The 21,162-nt window shown below is 67.5% G+C and carries 23 protein-coding genes; 11 read left to right on the plus strand and 12 right to left on the minus strand.

The features are described from left to right. Positions 1-68: 68 nt before the first annotated feature. Positions 69-686 carry a LysE/ArgO family amino acid transporter gene (locus HAV22_RS21580; RefSeq protein ID WP_166861834.1) on the plus strand — a complete coding sequence of 206 codons (618 nt, stop codon included), beginning with the start codon at positions 69-71 and terminating at the stop codon, positions 684-686. Here HAV22_RS21580 and HAV22_RS21585 read toward each other — a convergent pair. Next, positions 683-1,672 (minus strand): XdhC family protein, encoded by a 990-nt coding sequence (locus HAV22_RS21585; protein ID WP_166861835.1) that lies wholly within the window; start codon positions 1,670-1,672, stop codon positions 683-685. The two genes, HAV22_RS21580 and HAV22_RS21585, sit on opposite strands and share 4 nt — an antisense overlap. Positions 1,673-1,871: 199 nt before the next feature. On the opposite strand from HAV22_RS21585, the gene HAV22_RS21590 reads away from it, so the two are divergent. Continuing rightward, a complete protein-coding gene (locus tag HAV22_RS21590; protein WP_166861836.1) occupies positions 1,872-2,951 on the plus strand; it encodes an NAD(P)H-dependent flavin oxidoreductase in 1,080 nt (359 codons plus the stop codon). Positions 2,952-2,956: 5 nt separating this feature from the next. Here HAV22_RS21590 and HAV22_RS21595 read toward each other — a convergent pair whose 3' ends face one another. Beyond that, complete coding sequence (locus HAV22_RS21595; protein WP_166861837.1) at positions 2,957-3,388, minus strand: DUF7684 family protein; 432 nt, start codon at positions 3,386-3,388, stop codon at positions 2,957-2,959. A 148-nt stretch (positions 3,389-3,536) separates the two neighbouring features. On the opposite strand from HAV22_RS21595, the gene HAV22_RS21600 reads away from it, so the two are divergent. Then, on the plus strand, positions 3,537-4,316 hold the full coding sequence (locus HAV22_RS21600) for a glutaminyl-peptide cyclotransferase (RefSeq protein ID WP_166861838.1): 780 nt from the start codon (positions 3,537-3,539) through the stop codon (positions 4,314-4,316). Positions 4,317-4,442: 126 nt separating this feature from the next. On the opposite strand, the gene HAV22_RS21605 is transcribed toward HAV22_RS21600, so the two are convergent. From HAV22_RS21605 to HAV22_RS21620, 4 genes are all read right to left on the minus strand, one after another. Then, on the minus strand, positions 4,443-5,462 hold the full coding sequence (locus tag HAV22_RS21605) for a zinc-dependent alcohol dehydrogenase family protein (RefSeq protein WP_166861839.1): 1,020 nt from the start codon (positions 5,460-5,462) through the stop codon (positions 4,443-4,445). A gap of 86 nt (positions 5,463-5,548) precedes the next feature. Further along, positions 5,549-6,199: a glutathione S-transferase family protein gene (locus tag HAV22_RS21610; protein ID WP_166861840.1), complete on the minus strand. Its 651-nt coding sequence runs from the start codon at positions 6,197-6,199 to the stop codon at positions 5,549-5,551. 68 nt (positions 6,200-6,267) lie between these two features. After that, positions 6,268-8,754 carry a TonB-dependent receptor plug domain-containing protein gene (locus tag HAV22_RS21615; RefSeq protein ID WP_166861841.1) on the minus strand — a complete coding sequence of 829 codons (2,487 nt, stop codon included), beginning with the start codon at positions 8,752-8,754 and terminating at the stop codon, positions 6,268-6,270. Between the two features lie 196 nt (positions 8,755-8,950). Next, the gene (locus HAV22_RS21620) at positions 8,951-9,880 is read right to left on the minus strand and encodes a DUF808 domain-containing protein (protein ID WP_166861842.1); all 930 of its coding nucleotides are present in this window, start codon (positions 9,878-9,880) and stop codon (positions 8,951-8,953) included. 201 nt (positions 9,881-10,081) lie between these two features. Between HAV22_RS21620 and HAV22_RS21625 the strand changes: the two genes are divergently transcribed. The 8 genes from HAV22_RS21625 to HAV22_RS21660 all read left to right on the plus strand — a co-directional run bounded on the left by HAV22_RS21625 (position 10,082) and on the right by HAV22_RS21660 (position 17,748). Next, complete coding sequence (locus tag HAV22_RS21625; RefSeq protein WP_166861843.1) at positions 10,082-10,291, plus strand: BrnA antitoxin family protein; 210 nt, start codon at positions 10,082-10,084, stop codon at positions 10,289-10,291. Positions 10,292-10,399: 108 nt separating this feature from the next. Next, positions 10,400-10,684 carry an HU family DNA-binding protein gene (locus HAV22_RS21630; protein WP_036239618.1) on the plus strand — a complete coding sequence of 95 codons (285 nt, stop codon included), beginning with the start codon at positions 10,400-10,402 and terminating at the stop codon, positions 10,682-10,684. A 77-nt stretch (positions 10,685-10,761) separates the two neighbouring features. Continuing rightward, positions 10,762-11,397, plus strand: coding sequence for a LysE family transporter (locus tag HAV22_RS21635; RefSeq protein WP_166861844.1), 636 nt, complete (start codon positions 10,762-10,764; stop codon positions 11,395-11,397). Positions 11,398-11,535: 138 nt separating this feature from the next. Next, positions 11,536-13,548, plus strand: a complete 2,013-nt coding sequence (locus HAV22_RS21640; RefSeq protein ID WP_166861845.1) for a DUF6600 domain-containing protein — start codon at positions 11,536-11,538, stop codon at positions 13,546-13,548. Positions 13,549-13,585: 37 nt separating this feature from the next. Further along, positions 13,586-13,852: a DUF493 family protein gene (locus tag HAV22_RS21645; protein ID WP_166861846.1), complete on the plus strand. Its 267-nt coding sequence runs from the start codon at positions 13,586-13,588 to the stop codon at positions 13,850-13,852. 69 nt (positions 13,853-13,921) lie between these two features. After that, a complete protein-coding gene (gene lipB, locus HAV22_RS21650) occupies positions 13,922-14,617 on the plus strand; it encodes a lipoyl(octanoyl) transferase LipB (protein WP_166861847.1) in 696 nt (231 codons plus the stop codon). Positions 14,618-14,625: 8 nt separating this feature from the next. Next, positions 14,626-15,624 (plus strand): lipoyl synthase, encoded by a 999-nt coding sequence (lipA, locus tag HAV22_RS21655; protein ID WP_166861848.1) that lies wholly within the window; start codon positions 14,626-14,628, stop codon positions 15,622-15,624. Between the two features lie 135 nt (positions 15,625-15,759). After that, a complete protein-coding gene (locus tag HAV22_RS21660) occupies positions 15,760-17,748 on the plus strand; it encodes a helicase-related protein (RefSeq protein WP_166861849.1) in 1,989 nt (662 codons plus the stop codon). Positions 17,749-17,755: 7 nt separating this feature from the next. Here HAV22_RS21660 and HAV22_RS21665 read toward each other — a convergent pair whose 3' ends face one another. The 6 genes from HAV22_RS21665 to HAV22_RS21690 form a co-directional block, all read right to left on the minus strand. Further along, positions 17,756-17,968, minus strand: coding sequence for a hypothetical protein (locus tag HAV22_RS21665; protein ID WP_166861850.1), 213 nt, complete (start codon positions 17,966-17,968; stop codon positions 17,756-17,758). Positions 17,969-18,012: 44 nt separating this feature from the next. Then, the gene (locus tag HAV22_RS21670; RefSeq protein WP_166861851.1) at positions 18,013-18,645 is read right to left on the minus strand and encodes a hypothetical protein; all 633 of its coding nucleotides are present in this window, start codon (positions 18,643-18,645) and stop codon (positions 18,013-18,015) included. A gap of 233 nt (positions 18,646-18,878) precedes the next feature. After that, a complete protein-coding gene (locus tag HAV22_RS21675; protein WP_166861852.1) occupies positions 18,879-19,394 on the minus strand; it encodes a peroxiredoxin family protein in 516 nt (171 codons plus the stop codon). Between the two features lie 127 nt (positions 19,395-19,521). Beyond that, the gene (locus HAV22_RS21680) at positions 19,522-20,160 is read right to left on the minus strand and encodes a BON domain-containing protein (protein ID WP_166861853.1); all 639 of its coding nucleotides are present in this window, start codon (positions 20,158-20,160) and stop codon (positions 19,522-19,524) included. Then, the gene (locus HAV22_RS21685; protein WP_166861854.1) at positions 20,150-20,746 is read right to left on the minus strand and encodes a phosphoheptose isomerase; all 597 of its coding nucleotides are present in this window, start codon (positions 20,744-20,746) and stop codon (positions 20,150-20,152) included. The genes HAV22_RS21680 and HAV22_RS21685 overlap by 11 nt, the downstream gene beginning before the upstream one ends. Before the next feature lie 56 nt (positions 20,747-20,802). Continuing rightward, entirely contained in the window at positions 20,803-21,162 is a 360-nt protein-coding gene (locus HAV22_RS21690) for a YraN family protein (protein ID WP_166861855.1), read from the minus strand.

Here is a 21,162-nt window from a genome sequence, read left to right on the forward strand (position 1 = left end):
ATTCATTAATATAATTGATGTAGCCGCGCCCGGCAGGCATGCTGCTCCGCAATCACAAAGGAGGCACCATGTTTTCACAACCCATCTTCCTGCAAGGCCTCGGCATGGGCGCGAGCCTGATCATGCCGATCGGCGCCCAGAACGCGCACGTGATCCGCACCGGAGTCGCCGGCCGGCACGTCGTGCTGACGGTCGCTTGCTGCGTCTTCATCGACGTCGCGCTGATCGCGCTGGGCATGTCCGGCTTCGGCGCGCTGATCGAGCATTCGCCCGTGCTGCTGCTCGCGGCGCGCTGGGGCGGCGCCGCGTTCCTGCTGTGGTACGGTGTGCGCTGCCTCCTGAGCAGCTGGCGCGGGGCGTCCGCGCCACAGGCGGCCGCCGGCCAGGCCGCGTCGAGCGCGGCGCGCGCGCTGGGCATCGTGCTGGCGATGTCGCTGCTCAATCCCCACGTCTACCTGGACACGGTCGTGCTGCTGGGCGCGGTCGGCAGCAGCCTCGCGGCCGGCCACCGCGCCTCGTTCGCCGCCGGCGCGATGACGGCGTCGCTGCTGTGGTTTTCCGTGCTGGGCCTCGGTGCGCGCCGCTGCGCGTTCGTGCTGGCGCGGCCGGTTGTGTGGCGCGCCGTGGAAGCGTTCACGGGCACGACGATGCTCGTGCTGGCCGCGCTGCTGCTGGCCGAGGGCTAGGCCGCCAGTGCCTTGCCCTGTTCGACCGACATCTGCGCGGGCAGCGCGACGCCGTTCTTCACGGCCGTGAGTTCGGCGAGGATGGAGATCGCGATCTCATACGGCGTCTTGCTGCCGATGTACAGGCCGATGGGGCCGTGCAGCCTGGCGATCTGGTCGGCCGTCAGGTCGAACTCGCGCAGGCGCTCGCGCCGCCGCGCGTTGTTGGCGCGCGAGCCGATGGCGCCGATGTAGAACGCGTCCGTCTTCAGGGCTTCCATCAGCGCGAGGTCGTCCAGCTTGGGGTCGTGGGTGAGGGCGACGACGGCGCTGCGGCCGTCCAGCTTCATGTCCAGCACGAGGTCGTCCGGCATCGCGTGCACGACGTCGACACCCGGCAGGTTCCAGCTGGCGCGGTATTCTTCCCTCGGGTCGCACACGGTCACCTGGTATTCGAGGCCGACGGCGACCTGCGCGAGGAATTGCGACAGCTGGCCGGCGCCGATGATCAGCAGCCGCAGGCGCGGGCCGTGGATGGTGACGAGCGTCGCGCCGTCCATGCACAGCCGCTCATCGGCCCGGCCTTGCGCCAGGTCGACGGCGCCGCTCGCGAGATCGAGCGTGCGCCGCGTGAGCACGCGGCGCTGCGCCAGCGCGAGCAATTCCTCGATGCGGCTGTGCGGGCCCAGCGGCTCGACGACGAGCTGGATCGTGCCGCCGCAGGGCAGGCCGAAGCGGTGCGCCTCGTCGGCCGAGATCCCGTAGGTGACGACTTCCGGCGCCGTACGTACGATGCCTTGTTCGCGCGCGGCGGCGATCAGGTCGTCCTCGATGCAGCCGCCCGAGACCGAGCCGACGACGACGCCGTCCGCGCGGATCGCCATCGTGGCGCCTTCCGGGCGCGGGCTCGAGCCCCACGTGCGCACGACGGTGACGTACTCGCAGCGCCAGCCGGCGCGCAGCCACTGGTCGCAGGCGTGCAGCACTTCGAGGTCGATACTGTCCATGATGTCCTTTTTGTTTCCGAACGATAAATCACACGCCCGCCGGACGCGGGCAGGCAGCGTGCATGCTAACGCAAAATGGCGAATGACGACGACGCGGCCGCGCCCATAAACGGTTTATATCGTTTCAGGGTGCGGCCGCAAGCATGCCGGCGCGGGCGGCGCTATACTCGCAGGAATCGCGACCGTCCTGGAGTCCACCATGAAACCGGATTTGCTCTCCCTGCTGCGCATCGATCTCCCCATCATCCAGGCCCCGATGGCCGGCGTGTCGACGGCGGCGCTGGCCGCGGCCGTGTCGGAGGCAGGCGCGCTCGGCTCGATCTCCGTCGGCGCCGGCGACGCGCAGCAAGGCCGCGCCGCCATTGCCGACGTGCGCCGCCTGACGGACCGGCCGTTCAACGCCAACGTGTTCTGCCACCGCCCGGCCGCAGCCGACGCCGCGCGCGAAACGGCCTGGCTCGACTACCTCGCGCCGCACTTCGCGACGAACGGCGCGCAGCCGCCGGCCACGCTGCGCGAAATCTACAAGAGCTTCGTCGACGACGACGACATGCTCGAGGTGATCCTGGAAGCCCGTCCGGCCGTCGTCAGCTTCCACTTCGGCCTGCCGGACGCGCGCCGCATCGAGGCGCTGAAGGATGCCGGCATCGTGCTGCTGGCCAGCGCGACGTCGGTGGCGGAAGCGCGCCAGGTGGAGGCGGCCGGCATCGATGCCGTCGTCGCGCAGGGCTACGAGGCCGGTGGCCACCGCGGGCTGTTCGATCCGGAGCGCGGCGACCCGGCCATCGGCACGTTCGCGCTGACGGAGCTCGTCGCGAACGCCGTGCGCATCCCCGTGATCGCGGCCGGTGGCGTCATGAACGGGGCCGGCGTCGCCGCCGCGATGCGCCTGGGCGCGAGCGCCGCGCAAATGGGCACCGCGTTCATCCTGTGCCCGGAATCGTCGGCAACGAAGCACCACCGCGTCCTGATGCAGGCCGGGGAAGGTGTCATGACGGCTGTAACGGACGTCGTGTCGGGCCGGCCCGCGCGCGGCCTCGTGAACCGCCTGTTCAGCGAGATCGGCGCGCCCGGCCATCCGCCGCTGCCCGATTATCCGATCGCCTACGATGCGGTGAAGGCGCTGAACGCAGCCGCCACGAAAGCGGGCAACAGCGACTTCACGGTGAACTGGGCCGGCCAGGGTTTTCCGCTCGCGCGCGAGCTGCCGGCGGGGGAACTGGTGCGCCTGCTCGGCGAGGAACTGGCGCAGAACGACGGGACGCCGCGCCAGGCCTGAACGCGTCAGGCGTCCGTGTACGCGGCCTCGATCGGTTCCTTGCGCGGCGCGTCCGCGACGTGCACGATGAGCACCGCGTCCAGCGGCAGCACGGGATGCGCGGCGCGGTGCTTGGCGAACCAGAACACCTCGTCGATGTCCTCGTCGTCGGGCGCGTGCGACGTGACCAGCACGCGGCGCTCGTCCGGGGCGTCGTCGTAGTCGACGGCTTCCAGCGCGGCGTCGTCGACGGCCTCGGTCCACGCGTCGGCATCCTTGCCCCACGCCTGCACGTAGCGGGCGCCGGATGCGACGAGCCAGCGCGCCACGTCCCACAGCCACATCTCGGCCACGTCGTCCTCGGCGAGCACGATGGCGAGGAACGGCGGGCGGTTGCCCAGGTCGGGCAGGTCGGCGTCGGGCGGCAGGTGTAAATAAGCGGCGGTCTGGCGGTGCATGGCAGCGGGTACGGACGGTGAGGGTGCCAGCTTACCACCGGCTGGCGCCCGTCCGGGCAAAACTTGGGCGCGAGGTCAACCGGGGCGGCCCGGCTGCGTTACCATCTCGTACCGCCGGGGTCGTCCGGCCATCGATCCGTGGAGTCACATGAACATCTTCGCTTCCGTGGCGCTCGCCGCCGCTTCCGTCACAGTCGCGGGCGCCGCGCAGGCCGCCATTCCCGTGTACGGCTTCCTCGTCAAGCACACGTACCCGCACGACCCGCAAGCCTTCACGCAAGGCCTGTTCTTCAGGGACGGCCAACTGTACGAGACTACGGGCCGCAAAGGTACGTCGTCCCTGCGCAAGGTCGACCTCAAGACGGGCAAGGTCATGCAGAAGAAGGACCTGGCGGACGAGTACTTCGGCGAAGGCTCGACGGCCGTGGGCGACACCATCGTCGGCCTGACGTGGCAGTCGAACGTCGGTTTCCTCTTCGACGCGAAGACGTTCGCATTGAAGGGCCGCTTCAACTACAAGGGCGAAGGCTGGGGCCTGGCCAGCGACGCGCACCACGTGTACATGAGCGACGGCTCGGCCGAGATCCGCGTGCTCGACCCGAAGACGCTCGACGAGGAGCGTCGCATCACGGTGACGGCCGAGGGCAAGCCGATCGCCCGGCTCAACGAGCTGGAAGTCGTCGACGGCCAGATCTTCGCGAACGTGTGGGGCACGGACGTCATCGCGCGCATCGACCCGGACAGCGGCAACGTGGTCGGCTGGATCGACCTCACGGGCCTGCTGCCGGCCGGCCAGCGCGGCACGCCGGACCCGGACGCCGTGTTGAACGGCATCGCGTACGAACCCAGGCAGCATCGCCTGTACGTGACGGGGAAGCTGTGGCCGAAGCTGTTCGAGATCGAGCTGGTGCCGATCGAAAAACGGTGAAACGCGGCGGGCACGCGCTACTCGTAGGGTGGGCACGCCGTGCCCACGCGTGACGTTCGCGTGATGTCGGCGTCCGCGTGGGCGGGGGCCGCCCACCCTACGGCATCGTGCCCGTGCCGGCGTTCGTCACGACGTCACGGCGATCACCACTTTGCCGAAATGCGACCCGGACGCCATGTACTGGTACGCCTCGCGCGCCTGGTCGAACGTAAACACGCGGTCGACGATGGGCTGCAGCCCGGTGATGTCGGCGAAGCGCACGACTTTTTCCAGCATCGCGCGGCTGCCCACGAAGATGCCCACGAGGCGCTTGGCGCTGGCCAGCAGGGTGGCCGGGTTGACCTCGCCGCCGAAGCCGCTCACGCCGCCGATGATGGCGATGCTGCCGCCCATCGCGGCGGACGCGATCGACCGGTTCACCGTCCCCTGGCCGCCCACTTCCAGCACGACGTGCGCGCCCGTGCCGCCCGTGGCGCGCAGCACTTCCTCCTGCCATTCCGGCGTCGTGCGGTAGTTGATGACGTGGCGCGCGCCCAGGCCTTGCGCGCGCTGCAGCTTGGTGTCGCTGGACGACGTGATGATCGTGTCCAGGCCCGCGGCCCTGGCCAGCTGCAGGCCGAGGATGCTCACGCCCCCGGTCCCCAGCAGCAGCACCGTGTCGCCAGGGCGGATGGCGCTGGCGGATTCGAAGATGGCGTTCCATGCCGTGACGCCCGCGCAGGGCAGGGTGGCGGCGTCGATGTAGCTCATGCCGGCGGGGATGGGCACGAGCGCGTCCTCGTCCAGCACGACGTCCTCCGCCAGCATGCCGTCGATGTCGCCGCCGAGCGCGTGGCGGGTCTTGTCCGGTCCCGTGGGGCCGTCGCGCCAGTAGGGAAAGAATGACGCGACGACGCGATCGCCGGGCTGCACGCGCGTGACGCCGGCGCCCGTCGCGACGACCTCGCCGGCGCCGTCCGAGCACGGGATGATCGGGTCGTCGACGGTGACGAGGTAGTTGCCGCCGGCGACCATCAGGTCGCGGTAGTTCAGCGAGACGGCGTGCACGCGCACGCGCACTTCGCCGGTGCCCAGTTCACGCTCGGGAAAATCCACGCATTGCAGCCCGTCGATACCCTCGCCGGGCAGGATCTGGTAAGCCCGCATCGCTCCTCCGTCGGTTGGTCGGCCGTCCGCGCGGGACGGGACGCCATTGTCGCCGCAACGCGCCCAGGGGCGGCGCACGGACGGCGTCAGGGATGGGCGGGCGGTGCGTTGACCGCGAGCTGCGCCGCGAACGCGCGCTGGTACGCGGGACGCGCCTCGCCGCGCGCGACGTAGGCGGCCAGTGTCGGAAACTCGTCGAGGATGCCGGACGGCCTGGTCCGCAGCAGCACCGATACCATCATGAGGTCGCCCGCGCTGAACGGGCCGTCGAGCCACTCCGCATCGCCCAGGTGCGCCGACAACTGGCGCAGGCGGTCGCGCACGCGCTCCTCGACGAGCGGGAGGCGCTCCTTGCTCCACGGCTTGTCGCCTTCGAAGATGCGCGCGGTGACCAGTTCCAGAATGGGCGGCTCGACCGTGTTGACGGCGGCGAACATCCACGCGACGGCGCGCGCCCGCGCGTTGGCGTCTTCCGGCAGGAGGCCGCCGTGGCGCTGCGCGATGTACAGCACGATCGCGCCCGTCTCGAACAGCACGAGGCCGTCCTCCTCGTACGTGGGGATCTGGCCGAACGGGTGCAGCGCGAGGTGCGCGGGTTCCTTCATCGCGCGGAACGACACGAGGCGGACGTCGTAGGGCAGGCCCGCTTCCTCCAGCGCCCAGCGCACGCGCGTGTCGCGCGCGAGACCCTTGCCGCCGTCGGGCGAGCGTTCGAATGCGGTGATCGTGATCGTCATGGCGCGGCTCCCAAAAGAAAAACGGCGTACCGCAGTGTCGCGATACGCCGTCGTTCAGTCAAGCATGTTTAGAAGCTGTACGACGCCCGCGCATACACAAAGCGGCCATTGTTGCCGAACGGCGTGTAGTTCGAGAACGGCGTGTTGCTCGTCGTGTTCAGCGCCGGCGGCAGCGTTTCCGAGTATCTGTCGAACAGGTTGTCCGCACCGAAGGCCAGGGTCATCTGGCGGGTCAGCGCATAGCGGGCTTCCAGGTCGACGACCGTCTGCGCGGCCAGTTCGAAGTCGGGGACCGGCGGCGTGTTCGGCGACAGGACCTTGCCGTAGCGCGTCGCGCGCGCGGTCACGCCCCATTGAGCCAGCTTCCAGTTGGCGCTTGCCGTGATCTTGCTCTTCGGCTGGCCTTGTTCCATCGTCAGCACGTTCACGTGGCCGAACAGCACGGGCGCCGGGTTCAGTGCGGCCAGCTGGGCGGTGGTCGGCACCTTCGTCACTTCCGTGCGGTTGAAGTTGCCGGCCAGGGTGAAGTCGAAGTGGCCCGCGGCGCCCGCGTTCCACGGCATGCTCGCCACGATGTCGACGCCCTTCGTGTTCGTGTCGACGCCGTTGATGAAGAAGCGGCCGCCGCCGATGCCCGTGAAGCCTTGCGACACGATGTAGTTGCGTACCGCGACCGACGTCAGGTTCTCCGACAGCACGATGCGGTCACGCACGTTGATGCGGTAGGCATCGATCGTCAGGCTGACGGGGGCGAAGCGCATCACGGCGCCGAACGAGTAGTTGGTCGATTTCTCGGCCTTCAAAGGCTTGGCGCCCAGCGCGACGGCGACCGGGTCGGTTGGCGTGAACGTCGTGATCTCGTAGGGGACGCCGTTGATGAAGTTGGTCGACGTCGACGTGAAGCTCTGCTGCTGCAGCGACGGCGCACGGAACCCGTTCTGCACGGCGCCGCGCAGGGCGAAGTTCTTCGTGAAGTCGTAGCGGCCGGACAGCTTGCCCGACAGGTTGCTGCCGAAGTCGTTGTAGTGCTCTTCGCGGACGGCTGCCGATGCGAGCAGCTTGTCGGTGACGTTCGCCTCGACGTCGACGAACACGCCGATCGCGGTGCGCGACTTGTTCGACGCGTTGGCCGGACGGAAGCCCGGGAACACCTGCGCGCCCGATGCCGCCGGGACGCCGCTCGGCAGGATCACGCCGCCGTTGCGCCACGAATCCGGCTCGCCCGCGTGCAGCGCGTAGCCTTCGCGGCGCGCCTCGGTGCCGACCGCCACGTTCAGCGGCGACGCGAGGCCGCCCACGTCGAACTTGCGCACGCCCGTCAGGTTGTACACGAGCTGGTTGTACGAATAGCCGCCCGCATCGAACGTCGTCTTGCTGGTCGGGCCGATCGACGCGTTCAGCGTGTTCTTGATGTCGTAGTTCATGCCGTTCTGGCCGTACACGAGCGACGTGTCCATGTCCCACTCGCCGATGCTCCAGGAGACGCCGCCGGCGGCGCTGAAGTCTTCCACGGTCGGCGCGATGATCGGCAGGAAGCCGTCCGGGTAGATGCTTTGCACGTTGCGCGAGTCCTGCGGCGGGCGGAAGTAGCCGGCCGAGCGCGCGTCGCGCAGCTGGTAGCTGCTCCAGCCGTACACCTTGACGTCGGGCGTGATGTTGTCGCCCGCGTTGACGAATACGGTCTTCTGCTGCATCTCCGGGTCGCCGTACCAGGCGTCGAAGCGGTTGATGGTCAGTTCGCGCGGGTCGTACGCGCCGTTCACCTTCGCGTACTGCTGGCGCATGTCGTAGCCGCTGCGCTCCGTGTGTTCCTGGTTCTTGTACTCGGCCGCGATGGTGATGAAGCCCGATTCGCCCAGCGGCAGGCCTTTCCAGGCGCTTACGGTGGTCGTCTGGCCGTCCGTGCGCTTGCGCGAATTCGGACCGGCCCACGTGGCGCCGGCCGGCGGGGCCGCGTTCAGCAGGTCGTATTCGGTGACGTGGGCGCCGTACGTGATCGTGCCTTCGCCGCCCGAGCGGTCGGTGCGCAGGCGGACGTTGACGACGCCCGAGATCGCGTCCGAGCCGTACTGCGCGGCCGCGCCGTCGCGCAGCACTTCGATGTTCTTGACGATCGCCGACGGGATCGTGTTCAGGTCGACGGCGGCCGAGCCGCGGCCGATCGAGCCGTTCAGGTTCACGAGCGACGACGCGTGGCGGCGCTTCGAGTTCACGAGCACGAGGCTCTGGTCCGGCGCCATGCCGCGCAAGGTGGCCGGGCGAATCGTGTCGGTGCCGTCCGTCAGCGCGGGACGCGGGAAGTTCAGCGACGGCAGTGCCACCGACAGGGCCTGGTTCAGTTCGGTCGAGCCCGTGGTCTTCAGGGTGTCGGCCGAGATGATGTCGACCGGCGAGGCCGTGTCGAGCGCGGTGCGGTTGGCTACGCGGGTGCCGGTCACGACGACGGTCGCGGCGCCCGCGGCGTCCTGCGCAAGGGCCAGGGCGGGGCCGCCGGCGAACACGGCGGCGATGGAGAGAGCCAATATGGTTTTTTCCGGCACAAATCGATGTTGCATGTCTTGATCCTTATTCTCGGTACACGTGGTCCTGATCCTGGTCACTATGTGATCCAGGTAGCATTGTCGCAAAGCAAGCTCGTCTTGATAGTGCGGGGTGCGTGATATCGGTGTCAATTCAATCAGGGGGCATAGATGTAAGGATGCAACAGTCGCGCATGCGCAGTGCATCGGTGCACCACGACGGACCGCTCGACTATTTGCCGCGCACCTTTTGCACGAGGGTCACGACGAGCAGCACGGCGGCGCCGACGACGACGCCGGCGACGGCATCGACGACGCTGGGTGCGACGGCCGCCAGCAGCCGGCCCGCGACGGGGACGCCGGCCACCAGCGCGGCGGCTTGTGTCGCCAGGTGGTGCAGCGGTTCGAACGCGTGCCCGATGATGCCGCCGCCGACCATGAACATGGCCACCGTGCCGATCACGGACAGCGCCTTCATCAGGCGCGGCGCGGCCGCCAGCAGCAGGTTGCCGACGGCGCGCGTGGCGCTGCCGCCCCGGCGGCTCAGGTACAACCCGAGGTCGTCGATCTTGACGATGCCCGCCACGATGCCGTAGACGCCGACCGTCATCGCGATGGCCACCGCGACGAGGGCGGCCACCTGCGCGCCGAACGACGCGCCCTGTTCGTTGACGACGCCCAGCGCGATCACGATGATTTCCGCCGACAGAATGAAGTCGGTGCGGATGGCGCCCTTGATCTTGTCCTGCTCGACCGCGAGCATGTCCGCATTCGTCGCCAGCGCCGTCGCCAGTTCCTCCTCGTGCGCCGCATCCTCGGCGGCGCTGTGCAGCAGCTTGTGCGCCACTTTTTCGAAGCCTTCGAAGCACAGGTAGGCGCCGCCCAGCATCAGCATCGGCGTGATGGCTTGCGGCAGGAAGGCGGAGATGGCGAGCGCGGCCGGCACGAGGATCGCCTTGTTACGCAGCGAGCCCAGCGCCACCGCCCACACGACGGGCAGTTCGCGGTCGGCGTTCACGCCCGTCACCTGCTGGGCGTTGAGGGCCAGGTCGTCGCCCAGCACGCCGGCCGTCTTCTTCGCGGCCACCTTGCTCATCAGGGCGACGTCGTCGAGCACGCTGGCGATGTCGTCGATGAGCGCCAATAAACTTCCTGCAGCCATAGTCGGTTCCTCGATATCAAGATGGCCACATCTTAACCGAGGCCGGCGGCGCGCCACGGCACACGGTTCAGGCGCGTTTTCTGCGTTTCAAACCCGAAAATCTGCATCTCGTCGCTTTCCCGTACAGACGATGTCGTTCGATACGTATAGTGACAACATTGGCTGCGGTGCAGCAGCCTTGCCGACCTGAAGGAGATGCCCATGAATCCTAACCTCGATCTGCCGACCGTTCCACGCCGCCGTGCCCGTCCGCCGAAGCGCAAGACCCGCATCACCATCTACCTCGACGACGAGGTGCTGGACGAATTCCGCTCGCGCGCGGAGCGCACCGGCACCGGTTACCAGACGCTGATCAACGCCGCATTGCGCCTGCGTCTGACCAGCGGCGACGCCAATCCGGCCGCGGCTTGAGTGGCAAAATCGCATAGACCCCGCCAGTACAGGGTGTATGACGTGTAAGAAGATTACACGGAGCAATTAATTATGCTAATCTTCCGGCTCTTTCAACCCGGAGGATTTATGAAAAAAGGCGAACTGATCGCTGAATTTGCGAAGCGTACCGAGATGTCGGGCGCCGCTGCGAACGACGCAGTGAACACCATCATCGACATCATCACCGAGCGTCTGAAAAAAGGCGACACGGTGGGTATCACCGGCTTCGGCACGTTCTCGGTCACCAAGCGCGCTGCCCGCAAGGGTCGCAACCCGGCAACCGGCGAAGTCATCAAGATCGCCGCATCGAAGACCCCGCGCTTCGCTGCCGGTGCGACCCTGAAGGCCGCCGTCAACCCGAAGAAGAAGTAAGCAGTACCCGCGGCTGGCCGCGGCCGTCCGGCAATCGCCGGGGCCGTGCGCCATGCCCGCGTTCCTTTCCCGACTTCATGAGCTTCGCCACCTGGATCGCCTTCGTCATCGCGGGCACGCTGATCGCCGTTTCGCCCGGTTCCGGCGCCATCCTGTCGATGTCGCACGGCCTCGCCTACGGCGTCAGGAAGGCCAGCGCCACCGTGCTGGGACTGCAGCTGGGCCTCGTGCTCGTGCTGGTGATCGCTGGCGCAGGCGTCGGCTCGCTGCTGCTCGCGTCCGAGACCGCATTCACCGTCGTCAAGGTCGTCGGCGCGCTATACCTCATCTGGCTCGGCATCAGCCAGTGGCGCTCGAAAGCGCAGGCATCAAGTATCTCGACGGCAGGCCTGGCCCCGCACCCGACGTTCGGCCGCCGCGTGCTGACCGGCTTCCTCACGAACGCGACGAATCCGAAAGGCATCATCTTCATGGTCGCCGTGCTGCCGCAATTCATCGCGCAGGACGCGCCCGTGCTGCCGCAGCTGGCAATCCTCGGCGTGACGATGGTGTCCATCGACACGACCGTCATGCACGGCTACGCGCTGCTGGCGTCGTCGATGCAGCGCTGGTTCCGCGACGCGCGCGCCGTGAAGATGCAGAACCGCTTCTTCGGCGCAGTGCTCATGGTTATCGGCACCTTGCTCTTCTTCGTCAAGCGCAGCCACGCCTGAGCCGGCGCGCGGCCACATTTGGCAACCATTTGTAATTCCTGTCGTCGTGGCGCACGTTCGTGCGTTGTAATGCAGGAGACGCAATCCGTCCGCGTCCACAGATAAAAAACATACGTTTACTCCCGCCCTGGAGACATCATGCCGAACCGCGCCGCGAAAGCCGCCGTCCTCCTCGCTTTTTCCTCCCTGACTGCGCTCGCCGTGGCGGCCGATCCGCCCGCGCGCGTGGGCCGCGTCGCGCTGGCCCAGGGCCAGGTCGCCATCGGCAGCGACGTCGGCGCCGAGATGACGGCGGCCCAGGTCAACTGGCCCGTCACGTCCGGCAACACGATCAGCACGGCGGTCGGCAGCCGCACGGAATTGCGCGTCGGTTCGACGTCGATCCGCCTCGACGGCGACTCTTCGCTCGAAGTGCTGCAGATGGACGACGACGCGCTGCGCCTGCGCCTGCACTACGGCAGCGCCAGCGTGCGCGTGCTGAATCCGGACGTCGTGGCCGGCTTCGAACTGGAAACGCCGCAGGCCAGAGTGCGCCTGACGCAGCCGGGCCGCGTGCGCGTGGACGCCGAGCGCGTGCGTGACACGAGCGCCGTCACCGTGTTCGACGGCGCCGCGCTCGTCGAGGACGGCACATCGCAGCTGACCTTGCGCGCCGGCCGCCGCGCTGAACTGGGCGACGACGACGTGCGCACGCTCGCGGCCGCGCGTGACGAGTTCGACGCGTGGTCCGCCACGCGCGACCGCTATGCCGACAACGCTGCGTCCGTCCGCTATGTGACGAGCGAAATGACGGGCTACGAAGACCTCGACCGCTACGGCAACTGGCGCGAGGATCTGGAATACGGTCCGCTGTGGTACCCGGCCGTGTCGAGCACGTGGGTGCCGTACCGCGACGGCAGCTGGACGTGGCTGGAGCCGTGGGGCTGGACGTGGGTCGACAATGCGCCGTGGGGCTATGCGCCGTTCCACTACGGCCGCTGGGTCTGCGTGCGCAACCGTTGGGCCTGGGTACCGGGCCGCCGGCACGAGCACCTCGTGTGGGCGCCGGCGCTCGTCGGCTGGGTCGGCGGCGACGGCTGGAACCTCGTGTTCCGCGACAGCGGCCGCCGGCCCGCCACGGGCTGGTATCCCCTGTCGCCGCACGACCGCTTCGTGCCGACCTGGAACGCGCCGGACAATCACCGGCGCTGGCTGAACGAATACGCGCGCGACAATCCGCAGCACACGCACGGCTACCGCCCGCAAGGCCTGACGGTGGTCCCGCAGGACCGTTTCGGGCACCCGGGCCGCGTTCCCGTGGCGCAGGCGGCGATCGTGACGGCGCCGCCCGTGCTGGCGCAGAACGTCGCGGCCGGTGCGCCGCCGGCGCGGCCCGGTTGGATCAACCGTGATCGGGACGGCAACCGCGGCCCCGTCGGCATCGCCCGCCAGGACGGTCACGACCGCCGGATTGAGACCGACCGCGCCGACCGCGCGCGCGATGGCTTCCTGCGCCAGCGTCAGCAGGCCCAGGTGCTGACGGCGCCGCCGGTGATGCAGGTGCAGGGCCTGCCCGTCACCAGTCCGACGCCGCGCCTGCCGCAGCAACCGCTGAGCACCGTGACGAGCCCGACCCCGCACTTGCCGCAACAACCCTTGAGCACGGTGACGAGCCCCACGCCGCACCAGTCGCCGCAACCGCTGACGACGGCCAGCCCCGTGATCCAGCAACCGCAGGCGCAGCCACCTGCGGGCGTGCCCGGCGGCTGGCGGCGCGACCGCATCGACCGCGACGACCGCCGCGACGAGCGCCGCGAGCAAATGGACGAATGGCGCCGCAACCGCCAGCCGGCACAATCCGTGCAGCCGATCCAGGCAGCGCAGCCGGCCCAGCCGCAACCGATGATGACGGCGCCGCAGCAGGCGATGCCGCAACCGATGCCGCAGCAGCGCGTCGAACGCCCGCGCTTCGAACGGCCGGAGCCCCGGATCGAACGGACGGAGGCGCGCATCGAGCGCCCGGCGCCGCCGCCCGTGCAGATGGCCGCGCCGCCCGTGGCGGTGGCGCCGCGCCCGGTGCCTGCCGCGGCCCCCGCACCGGCCGCCAGGGCGCCGGAAGAGCGCCGCCAGCACGCGGACGAACGGGGACGCCGGCAGCAGCAGGATCGTTGAGCCCCGGCTACAATGCGGTTTTAGAAAAGGAGTGGCCATGGACCCGAAAGATTCCCTCATCGAATACCCGAGCGATTTCCCGATCAAGGTCATGGGCCCGACGCACGACGATTTCGCTGCGACCATCATCGAAGTCGTCACGATCCACGATCCGACTTTCCATGAAGGCAAGATGGAAGTGCGGCCGTCCGCGAAGGGCGCCTACACGGGCCTGACGGTGATCGTGCGCGCCACCAGCCGAGAAATGCTCGACAACCTGTACCGCGAGCTGTCGTCGCATCCGATGGTCAAGATCGTTCTGTAACTTTGGGGTTACAGCGCCGGCCATCAGGCTGGCTTATAATGACGGGGTATCCCTTCAAAGACCCTATCCATGCAAGCGAACCAGCCGGCTATCCGTGAGCTTGGCCGCGCCGACTACGAACCCGTTTTTGCCGCGATGCGCGCCTTCACGGATGCGCGCACGCCCGACACGCCCGACGAGTTGTGGATCGTCGAGCACCCGCCCGTGTTCACGCTCGGCCTCGGTGCCGACCGTGGCCACCTGCTGAGCGTCGGCGCGCACGAGGTGCCCGTCGTCCAGACGGACCGCGGCGGCGAAGTCACGTACCACGGCCCCGGCCAGGTCGTGATCTACCTGCTGATGGACCTGCGCCGCAACAAGCCGGGCGGCAAGTTGTACGCCCGCCAGTTCGTCCACAAGATCGAGCAGGCCGTGATCGATGTGCTGGCGGCGTATAATCTCGCGGGTGAACGCGTCGAGGGCGCGCCCGGCATCTACATCGCCGACGGTCCGCGCAAGGGTGCGAAGATCGCCGCGCTGGGCCTGAAGGTGCGCGGCAACGGCTGCACGTACCACGGCGTCTCGCTGAACGTGGCGATGGACCTGTCGCCGTTCACCTGGATCAATCCGTGCGGCTATTCCGGCCTCGCCACGGTCGACATGAAAACGATGGGCGTCGATGTGCCGCTGGCCGACGTGCAGCAAGCCCTCGCCACCGCGCTGATCGACCATCTGTCCACGGCACCCTCTTCAACCGCAGCGGTCGCGCAGGCCGCAACCAACTGACTACGCACATGACTTCCGAAATCGACACCGGCTCCGCAGCAGAATCCGCAGCAACGTACAACGCCAGCGCAAAGCAGAAAGGCGCGAGCAAGACGTCGCGCATCCCCATCAAGATCGTGCCGCTGGAGCAGCACGAGCGCCTGAAGAAGCCGGACTGGATCCGCGTGAAGGCTGCGAGCCCGTCGTCGCGCTTCTACGAGATCAAGGACATCCTGCGCGCCAACAACCTCGTCACCGTGTGCGAGGAAGCCAGCTGCCCGAACATCGGCGAATGCTTCGGCAAGGGCACCGCGACCTTCATGATCATGGGTGACAAGTGCACGCGCCGCTGCCCGTTCTGCGACGTCGGCCACGGCCGCCCCGACCCGCTCGACGTCAACGAGCCGGGTAATCTCGCGAAGACCATCGCCGACCTGCGCCTGTCGTACGTCGTGATCACCTCCGTCGACCGCGACGACCTGCGCGACGGTGGCGCCGGCCACTTCGTCGAGTGCATCCAGAAGACGCGCGCGCTATCGCCGAACACGAAGATCGAAGTGCTCGTGCCGGACTTCCGCGGCCGCCTGGAAAAGGCACTGAACATCTTCGCCGACGGCCTGCCGGACGTGATGAACCACAACCTGGAAACCGTGCCGCGCCTGTACAAGGAAGCGCGCCCGGGCGCCGACTACGAGCACTCGCTGGTGCTGCTGCGCGACTTCAAGAAGATGTACCCGAACGCCGTGACGAAGTCCGGCCTGATGGTGGGCCTGGGCGAGACGGACGAGGAAATCCTGGAAGTCATGCGCGACATGCGCGCGCACGACATCGACATGCTGACGATCGGCCAGTACCTGGCGCCGTCGAACTCGCACTTGCCGGTGCGCCGTTACGTGCACCCGGACACGTTTAAAATGTTCGAAGAGAAGGCGTACGAGATGGGCTTCGTGCACGCGGCCGTCGGCGCGATGGTGCGCTCGTCGTATCACGCCGACCAGCAGGCGCACGAAGCGGGCGTCGCCGCATAATTTTCGACAGCGCGAACAATGGTGGGCGGAGGCCGCCCACCCTACGGCAACGATGCGTAGGGTGGGCGGCCTCCGCCCACCTTTTTTGTCATTTGCCGAACGGTGCGCACAATGCGCCCGCGCTATATTGAAACCATGAGCGAACACCACCCTCGTTTCACCCCTTCCGACGACGACACCCAGGACGACGACGCGTTCCTCGAACGGGAACTGAGCCTGTCCGCGCGTGGTGTCGAGCTCGTCCGCATGGAAGGCCGCGTCTTCCTGCGCTTTTCCGGCGCCGTGCGCGTGGACGGCCTGCACGTCGAGTACCGCCTCGTGCCGTCGCGCGGCGTGCTGGCCAAGCCGAGCAAGTGGCGCAAGATGGACCTGCAGGCGCGCCGCGAGCTCGTCGAGGAACGGGCCACGCGCGATGCCGTCGACGACCTGAACCAGGACGTCGAGGAATTCGTCCGAGAAATTGCCGACCAAGCCGACGAGTTCGGCTTCGACCCCATGCTGTTCCTGCACGTGCTGGAAGAGCTGGAGACCTCCGAGCCGGCCGAGTTCGTGTTCGACCGCATCCGCCAGCGCCTGCTGCACGCCGGCGAGCGCGAGCAGGAAGAGCGCCACGCCGCGCGCACGAAGGAAAGCATCAACCTGGCCGAGTACCCGGCATCGTTCGAGGTCGCCAGCAAGATGGCGCGCCGCTTCATCGCCCTGCTGGGCCCGACCAATTCCGGCAAGACGCACCGCGCGATGGAACACCTGGCGCAAGCCGACAGCGGCGTCTACCTCGCGCCGCTGCGCCTGCTGGCGCTGGAAAACTACGAGCGATTGCAGAACGCGGCCGGCGCGGACGGCGAGCCGATCAAGGTCAGCCTGATCACGGGCGAGGAACGCCGCCTGGCCGAAGGTGGCACGCACGTCGCGAGCACCGTCGAGATGCTCGATACGAAGACGCCCGTGCAAGTCGCCGTCATCGACGAGATCCAGATGCTGGCCGACCGCGACCGCGGCGCCGCGTGGACGGCCGCCGTGTGCGGCGCGCCCGCGTCGACCGTGTACCTCGTCGGCGCGCCGGAAGCGCGGCGCGCGATCGAGGCGCTGGCCGAGCGGCTGGAGTGTTCGCTCGAAGTGCACGTTTTAAAACGCAAGGCGCCGCTGTCGATGGAGCCGAGCGCCGTGCGCAAGCTGCGCAACCTGAAGCGGGGCGACGCCGTCATCGCATTCTCGCGCCGCGAAGTGCTGATGTGGCGCGACATGATCACGGAGATGGGATTATCGGTGGCCACCGTCTACGGCAACCTGTCTCCGGAAGTGCGGCGCGCGCAGGCCGAGCGCTTCCGCGAAGGGCAGGCCGACATCGTCGTCGGCACGGACGCCCTCGCGATGGGCTTGAACATGCCGATCCAGCGCATTGTGATGACGACCGCGGTCAAGTACAACGGCGTCGAGGAAGAGGAAATCTCGGCGGCGCTCGCGAAGCAGATCGCGGGCCGCGCCGGGCGCTACGGCGTGCACGAGGAAGGCTTCGTTGCCGGCTACGACGACGACACGCACGACATCATGCGCTCGTTGATGAAGGAAAAGGTCCCGCCCGTGCCGGCCAGCGGTTTTGCCGTGGCCCCGTCGCTCGAACAATTGCACCGCATATCGTCCGTGACGGGCGAGACGTCGCTGGTGAAATTGCTCAAACGCTTCGTGCACAACATCGACGTGCCGGATGGTTTTTTTTACCCTCGCATCACGGAAGAGCAGAACGAGCGCGCGGAATGGCTCGACACGCTCGACTTGAGCATTGCGGAAAAATTCACGATGTCGCTCGTCCCCATCTCGACCCGCGTGCCGACGCTGGAAAGCGCGTGGTCGCACTGGGCGCAATCGCTGGCGAAGCGGAAAGTGTGCAAGCTGCAGCCCCATCCGCAGGAATTGTTCTGGCAAAACCTGCAGGAAGTCGAGGACACGTGCCGCATGTATTCGGCGTATGCGTGGCTCGGCTACCGCATGCCGGAGTTCTTCCCCAGCATCGAGGAAGCGCAGACGCTCGCGCGCGAGGCATCCGAGCGCGTCGATGCATTGCTGCAGCAACAGAACGCGGCGGCACGCAAGCGCCAGTCGAAGAAGGAGCGGTCGCGCTGGTAACGATGTGTCAGCCGGGCTTGTCCGTCCTGACTTGCGCGACGGCCTGCATCCACTCGTCCCACAACGCCGGATCGCGGGGCTGGCCGTCGGCGTCCAGGCGGTAGCCGGCCAGCAGGTCCGCCAGGTCGCAGCATTCCGTCAGATCGACTTCGCGTTCGAGGAAGGCCAGCATGGCGCGGTAGGCCTGGTCGACGGTGAGGGTGTCGGTGTGTGCATTCATGGTCGTCTCCGTGTCGATGACGCCAGCTTACGCCGATGCGGCGTTCACGGCAGGCAGTGCGCCCCGATGCCGGCACCGTCCGGGCCCGCGACGGCGACGTCGGCCGGCGGATAGCCGTTGCCCAGCGCCAGCGTCCGGGCGCCTTCGTAGCGCAGGCTCAGCTGCTCGCCCGCGTAGTCGGGCAGCGCGCGCGGGATGTAGATGGCGAAGCGGTAATCGAGGTTCCCGTAATAGCCGTGGCGAAAGACCTGGGTCGACGGGCCGCGCTGGAGCTCGGCCGCGATCGCGTCGGCGAGGGCGGGCGTGTCGAAGCGACTGTTGACGTCGGCCGTGCCGTCGAGTACCACCGTGTACGGGTGCAGTGGGCCGTAGCGCCGTTCGCCGTACGCGACGCGCAGGCGGTCGGCGTCGAAATAGAAACCGGGCAGGTTGGCGCCCGTGACGTCCAGGCCGCACAGCACGAACACGGCCCAGAACCCATGCGAATCGAGCGGCAGCACGGCGCGGACGGGCGCGCGGTGCGGCAGCGCGACGGGCGTGCTGAAATCGATCCGGTGGACGTTGGCAACATGCTGGTAATGCAACACGACCGTGTTGCGCAGACCGGTATCGACGCTGGTACAGCCTGCGGCCGTCAGCAGGCCCGGTACGAGGGCAACCGTGATCAGCTTGCGCATCGCTTCCTCCTTTGCCGGCGTCAGTGTGAACAGCGTTGGCGGGCGCGTCAAGATTGGCCCGAACCGTAGCGCGGGTTTTGCGGGAGGTCAGCGGTGCGCGGGGACCGCGATAATCGAACGACGTCGCGGAAATGCACATTTTGGTGGGCACGGGGTGCCCACACTACGGATATGCGCCGTGCCGCGGCCGTAGGGTGGGCGGCCTCCGTCCACCAAATGCAGACCCGCGTCGATCAGGATTTCAGCGACTTTTGCAGCAGCGCATGCAACGCCGCAAAATCCGGCTCGCCCAGATAGCGCTTGAGGATCTTGCCATCCTTGCCGATGACAAAGGTGGTCGGGGTCATGTTGACGTCGCCAAATTGCTTGGCCAGGTCGCCGCCGGAATCGAGCGCCACCTTGAACGGCAGCTTGCGCGTCTCCGCATAGTTCAAGACATAGTTCGGCGGATCGTAGCTCATCGCCACCGCGACGAATTCCAGGCCGTCCTGCTTGAACTTGTTGTACGTCTCGACCATCTGCGGCATTTCCTTCACGCAGGTGGCGCAAGAGGTTGCCCAGAAATTGACCATCACGACCTTGCCCCGCAAGTCGTGTGAGCTGATCTTCTGGCCGTCGATGGAAATGAACGTGACGTCGGGCGCCTGCTGTTGCTGGCTGAACGCGGCGAAGCCGATACCGGCGATCGCGAGCACGGCCGCGCCGATGATGGCCGGTTTGACCCAGGTACGTGAAGAGGAAGCGGTCATGATTCAACTCATCCTGCAATGCCCATCAGGCGGTCCTGCGATTATAGAACTGCTGCCGCCTGCGCGCAGGAGGCAGCATGCGCGGCTGAACTGCCGCCGCCTTCCTGCCCGCGGCGGCTTGCACGGCTCACGAACCCTGCGATTGCGGCTGCTGCATCGAGCGCGCGTCTTCTTCGCTGATGTATTCGAACATCTTGACCACACGCATGACACCGGAGACGCCCTGCGCGACGTCGGCGGCGATATTGCCTTCGCGCTGCGTCACGAGGCCCATCAGGTACACGGTGCCACGCTCGGTGACGACCTTGAACGACGTGGCCGAGATCGTCTTCTTGTCGGCCAGGCTCAGCTTGACCTTGCCGGTGATCACCGTATCGCTGGAGCGCGAGGTGTAGCTCGACGGGCCGGCGATCTCCAGCTCGTTCATGACGCCTTCGACGTTCGAGATGCCGCGCACCTCTTTCTCGACGGCGCGCTTCATCGCCTCATCCTTCACTTCGCCCGTCAGCAGCACCTTGCGGTTATAGCTGTTGACGTTGACGTGGCCGGCATCGCCGACGATGTCGCCCATGCGGGTCTCGGCTTTCAGTGCGATCGCCTTGTCTTCCGTCTGCGCGCCCAGGGTGCGGCGGTCGGCCGTCGCGACGGCACCGCCCACGGCGCCGGCGGCCACGACAGCGACGCAACCTTGCAGCGAGGACAGCAAGGCCACGCACAGCACGGCCTTGGACAGGGGACGCAGCAGGGCGCCGGCGTTAATTTGCATCTTCTTCTCCGAACAGGGCGACGTCGAGGCCGTCGCAAATACTGTGGATCGCGACCAGATGCACTTCCTGGATGCGGGCGGTGCGCGAATGCGGTACGTTGATGTGAACGTCGGCGTCGGTCAGCATCTGCCCCAGCTTGCCGCCGTCCTTGCCGGTCATGGCGACGACGCGCATCTCGCGTTCCAGCGCTGCTTCGACGGCGGCCACCACGTTGGCCGAGTTGCCGGACGTGGAAATTGCCAGCAGGATGTCGCCCGCCTGGCCGAACGCCTGCACCTGCTTGCTGAAGATTTCGTTGAAGCTGTAGTCGTTGCCGACGGCCGTGATGATCGACGTGTCCGTCGTCAGGGCGATGCCCGGCAGCGGGAAGCGCTCGCGCTCGAAGCGGCCGACCAGTTCGGCCGCGAAGTGCTGCGCGTCGCCGGCCGAGCCGCCGTTGCCGCAGGCGAGGACCTTGTTGCCATTGGAAAGCGCATTGAACATCAATTCAATCGCTTGGGAAATCGGTTGTGCGAGGAGAGTCGCCGACTTCAGCTTGAGTTCGGCGCTTTCCTGGAAGTGGGCGAGGATGCGTTGAGTATTCATGGTCGAAGATTATAGTGCAGTGGCAATGCCCGGCGATCAAGCGCGGCAAAAAATGCTTACACTTCAATGGCGTTCGTTAACCATTCGATATCATCCCCGTCGATGGCGACGACGTCGATCCGGCAGGGCGGCAGGCGGCTGAAACGCTGCAAATACACCTGGGCGGCGCGGATGATGCGGCGGATCTTGGCCGGGCCGATGCTTGCCGCCGCGCTGACCGGGGCCCCGGCCGCGCGCTGGCGCACTTCGACGAACACGAGCGTGGCGCCGTCGCGCAGGATCAGGTCGATCTCGCCGAGCTTGCAGCGGAAATTCGCCTCCACCAGCACGAGGCCGCGGCGCTCGAGGTAGGCCAGCGCCATGTCTTCCCAGGCGCGGCCCTGCTCCTGCTTGCGCGACAGCCGGGTCGGCCACAT

Origin of the sequence: Telluria antibiotica, assembly GCF_011682055.1 — a bacterium.
GTDB lineage: Bacteria > Pseudomonadota > Gammaproteobacteria > Burkholderiales > Burkholderiaceae_D > Telluria > Telluria antibiotica.

Excerpts from the sequence above, each read along its gene's own strand:
- HAV22_RS21580 (WP_166861834.1), top strand. The coding sequence starts at position 69 with ATGTTTTCACAACCCATCTTCCTGCAAGGCCTCGGCATGGGCGCGAGC.
- HAV22_RS21640 (WP_166861845.1), top strand. The coding sequence starts at position 11,536 with ATGCCGAACCGCGCCGCGAAAGCCGCCGTCCTCCTCGCTTTTTCCTCC.
- HAV22_RS21600 (WP_166861838.1), top strand. The coding sequence starts at position 3,537 with ATGAACATCTTCGCTTCCGTGGCGCTCGCCGCCGCTTCCGTCACAGTC.
- HAV22_RS21670 (WP_166861851.1), bottom strand. The coding sequence starts at position 18,645 with ATGCGCAAGCTGATCACGGTTGCCCTCGTACCGGGCCTGCTGACGGCC.
- HAV22_RS21660 (WP_166861849.1), top strand. The coding sequence starts at position 15,760 with ATGAGCGAACACCACCCTCGTTTCACCCCTTCCGACGACGACACCCAG.
- HAV22_RS21685 (WP_166861854.1), bottom strand. The coding sequence starts at position 20,746 with ATGAATACTCAACGCATCCTCGCCCACTTCCAGGAAAGCGCCGAACTC.
- HAV22_RS21585 (WP_166861835.1), bottom strand. The coding sequence starts at position 1,672 with ATGGACAGTATCGACCTCGAAGTGCTGCACGCCTGCGACCAGTGGCTG.
- HAV22_RS21615 (WP_166861841.1), bottom strand. The coding sequence starts at position 8,754 with ATGCAACATCGATTTGTGCCGGAAAAAACCATATTGGCTCTCTCCATC.
- HAV22_RS21630 (WP_036239618.1), top strand. The coding sequence starts at position 10,400 with ATGAAAAAAGGCGAACTGATCGCTGAATTTGCGAAGCGTACCGAGATG.
- HAV22_RS21680 (WP_166861853.1), bottom strand. The coding sequence starts at position 20,160 with ATGCAAATTAACGCCGGCGCCCTGCTGCGTCCCCTGTCCAAGGCCGTG.
- lipB (WP_166861847.1), top strand. The coding sequence starts at position 13,922 with ATGCAAGCGAACCAGCCGGCTATCCGTGAGCTTGGCCGCGCCGACTAC.
- HAV22_RS21675 (WP_166861852.1), bottom strand. The coding sequence starts at position 19,394 with ATGACCGCTTCCTCTTCACGTACCTGGGTCAAACCGGCCATCATCGGC.
- HAV22_RS21690 (WP_166861855.1), bottom strand. The coding sequence starts at position 21,162 with ATGTGGCCGACCCGGCTGTCGCGCAAGCAGGAGCAGGGCCGCGCCTGG.
- HAV22_RS21620 (WP_166861842.1), bottom strand. The coding sequence starts at position 9,880 with ATGGCTGCAGGAAGTTTATTGGCGCTCATCGACGACATCGCCAGCGTG.
- HAV22_RS21625 (WP_166861843.1), top strand. The coding sequence starts at position 10,082 with ATGAATCCTAACCTCGATCTGCCGACCGTTCCACGCCGCCGTGCCCGT.
- HAV22_RS21590 (WP_166861836.1), top strand. The coding sequence starts at position 1,872 with ATGAAACCGGATTTGCTCTCCCTGCTGCGCATCGATCTCCCCATCATC.
- lipA (WP_166861848.1), top strand. The coding sequence starts at position 14,626 with ATGACTTCCGAAATCGACACCGGCTCCGCAGCAGAATCCGCAGCAACG.
- HAV22_RS21610 (WP_166861840.1), bottom strand. The coding sequence starts at position 6,199 with ATGACGATCACGATCACCGCATTCGAACGCTCGCCCGACGGCGGCAAG.
- HAV22_RS21635 (WP_166861844.1), top strand. The coding sequence starts at position 10,762 with ATGAGCTTCGCCACCTGGATCGCCTTCGTCATCGCGGGCACGCTGATC.
- HAV22_RS21665 (WP_166861850.1), bottom strand. The coding sequence starts at position 17,968 with ATGAATGCACACACCGACACCCTCACCGTCGACCAGGCCTACCGCGCC.
- HAV22_RS21595 (WP_166861837.1), bottom strand. The coding sequence starts at position 3,388 with ATGCACCGCCAGACCGCCGCTTATTTACACCTGCCGCCCGACGCCGAC.
- HAV22_RS21605 (WP_166861839.1), bottom strand. The coding sequence starts at position 5,462 with ATGCGGGCTTACCAGATCCTGCCCGGCGAGGGTATCGACGGGCTGCAA.
- HAV22_RS21645 (WP_166861846.1), top strand. The coding sequence starts at position 13,586 with ATGGACCCGAAAGATTCCCTCATCGAATACCCGAGCGATTTCCCGATC.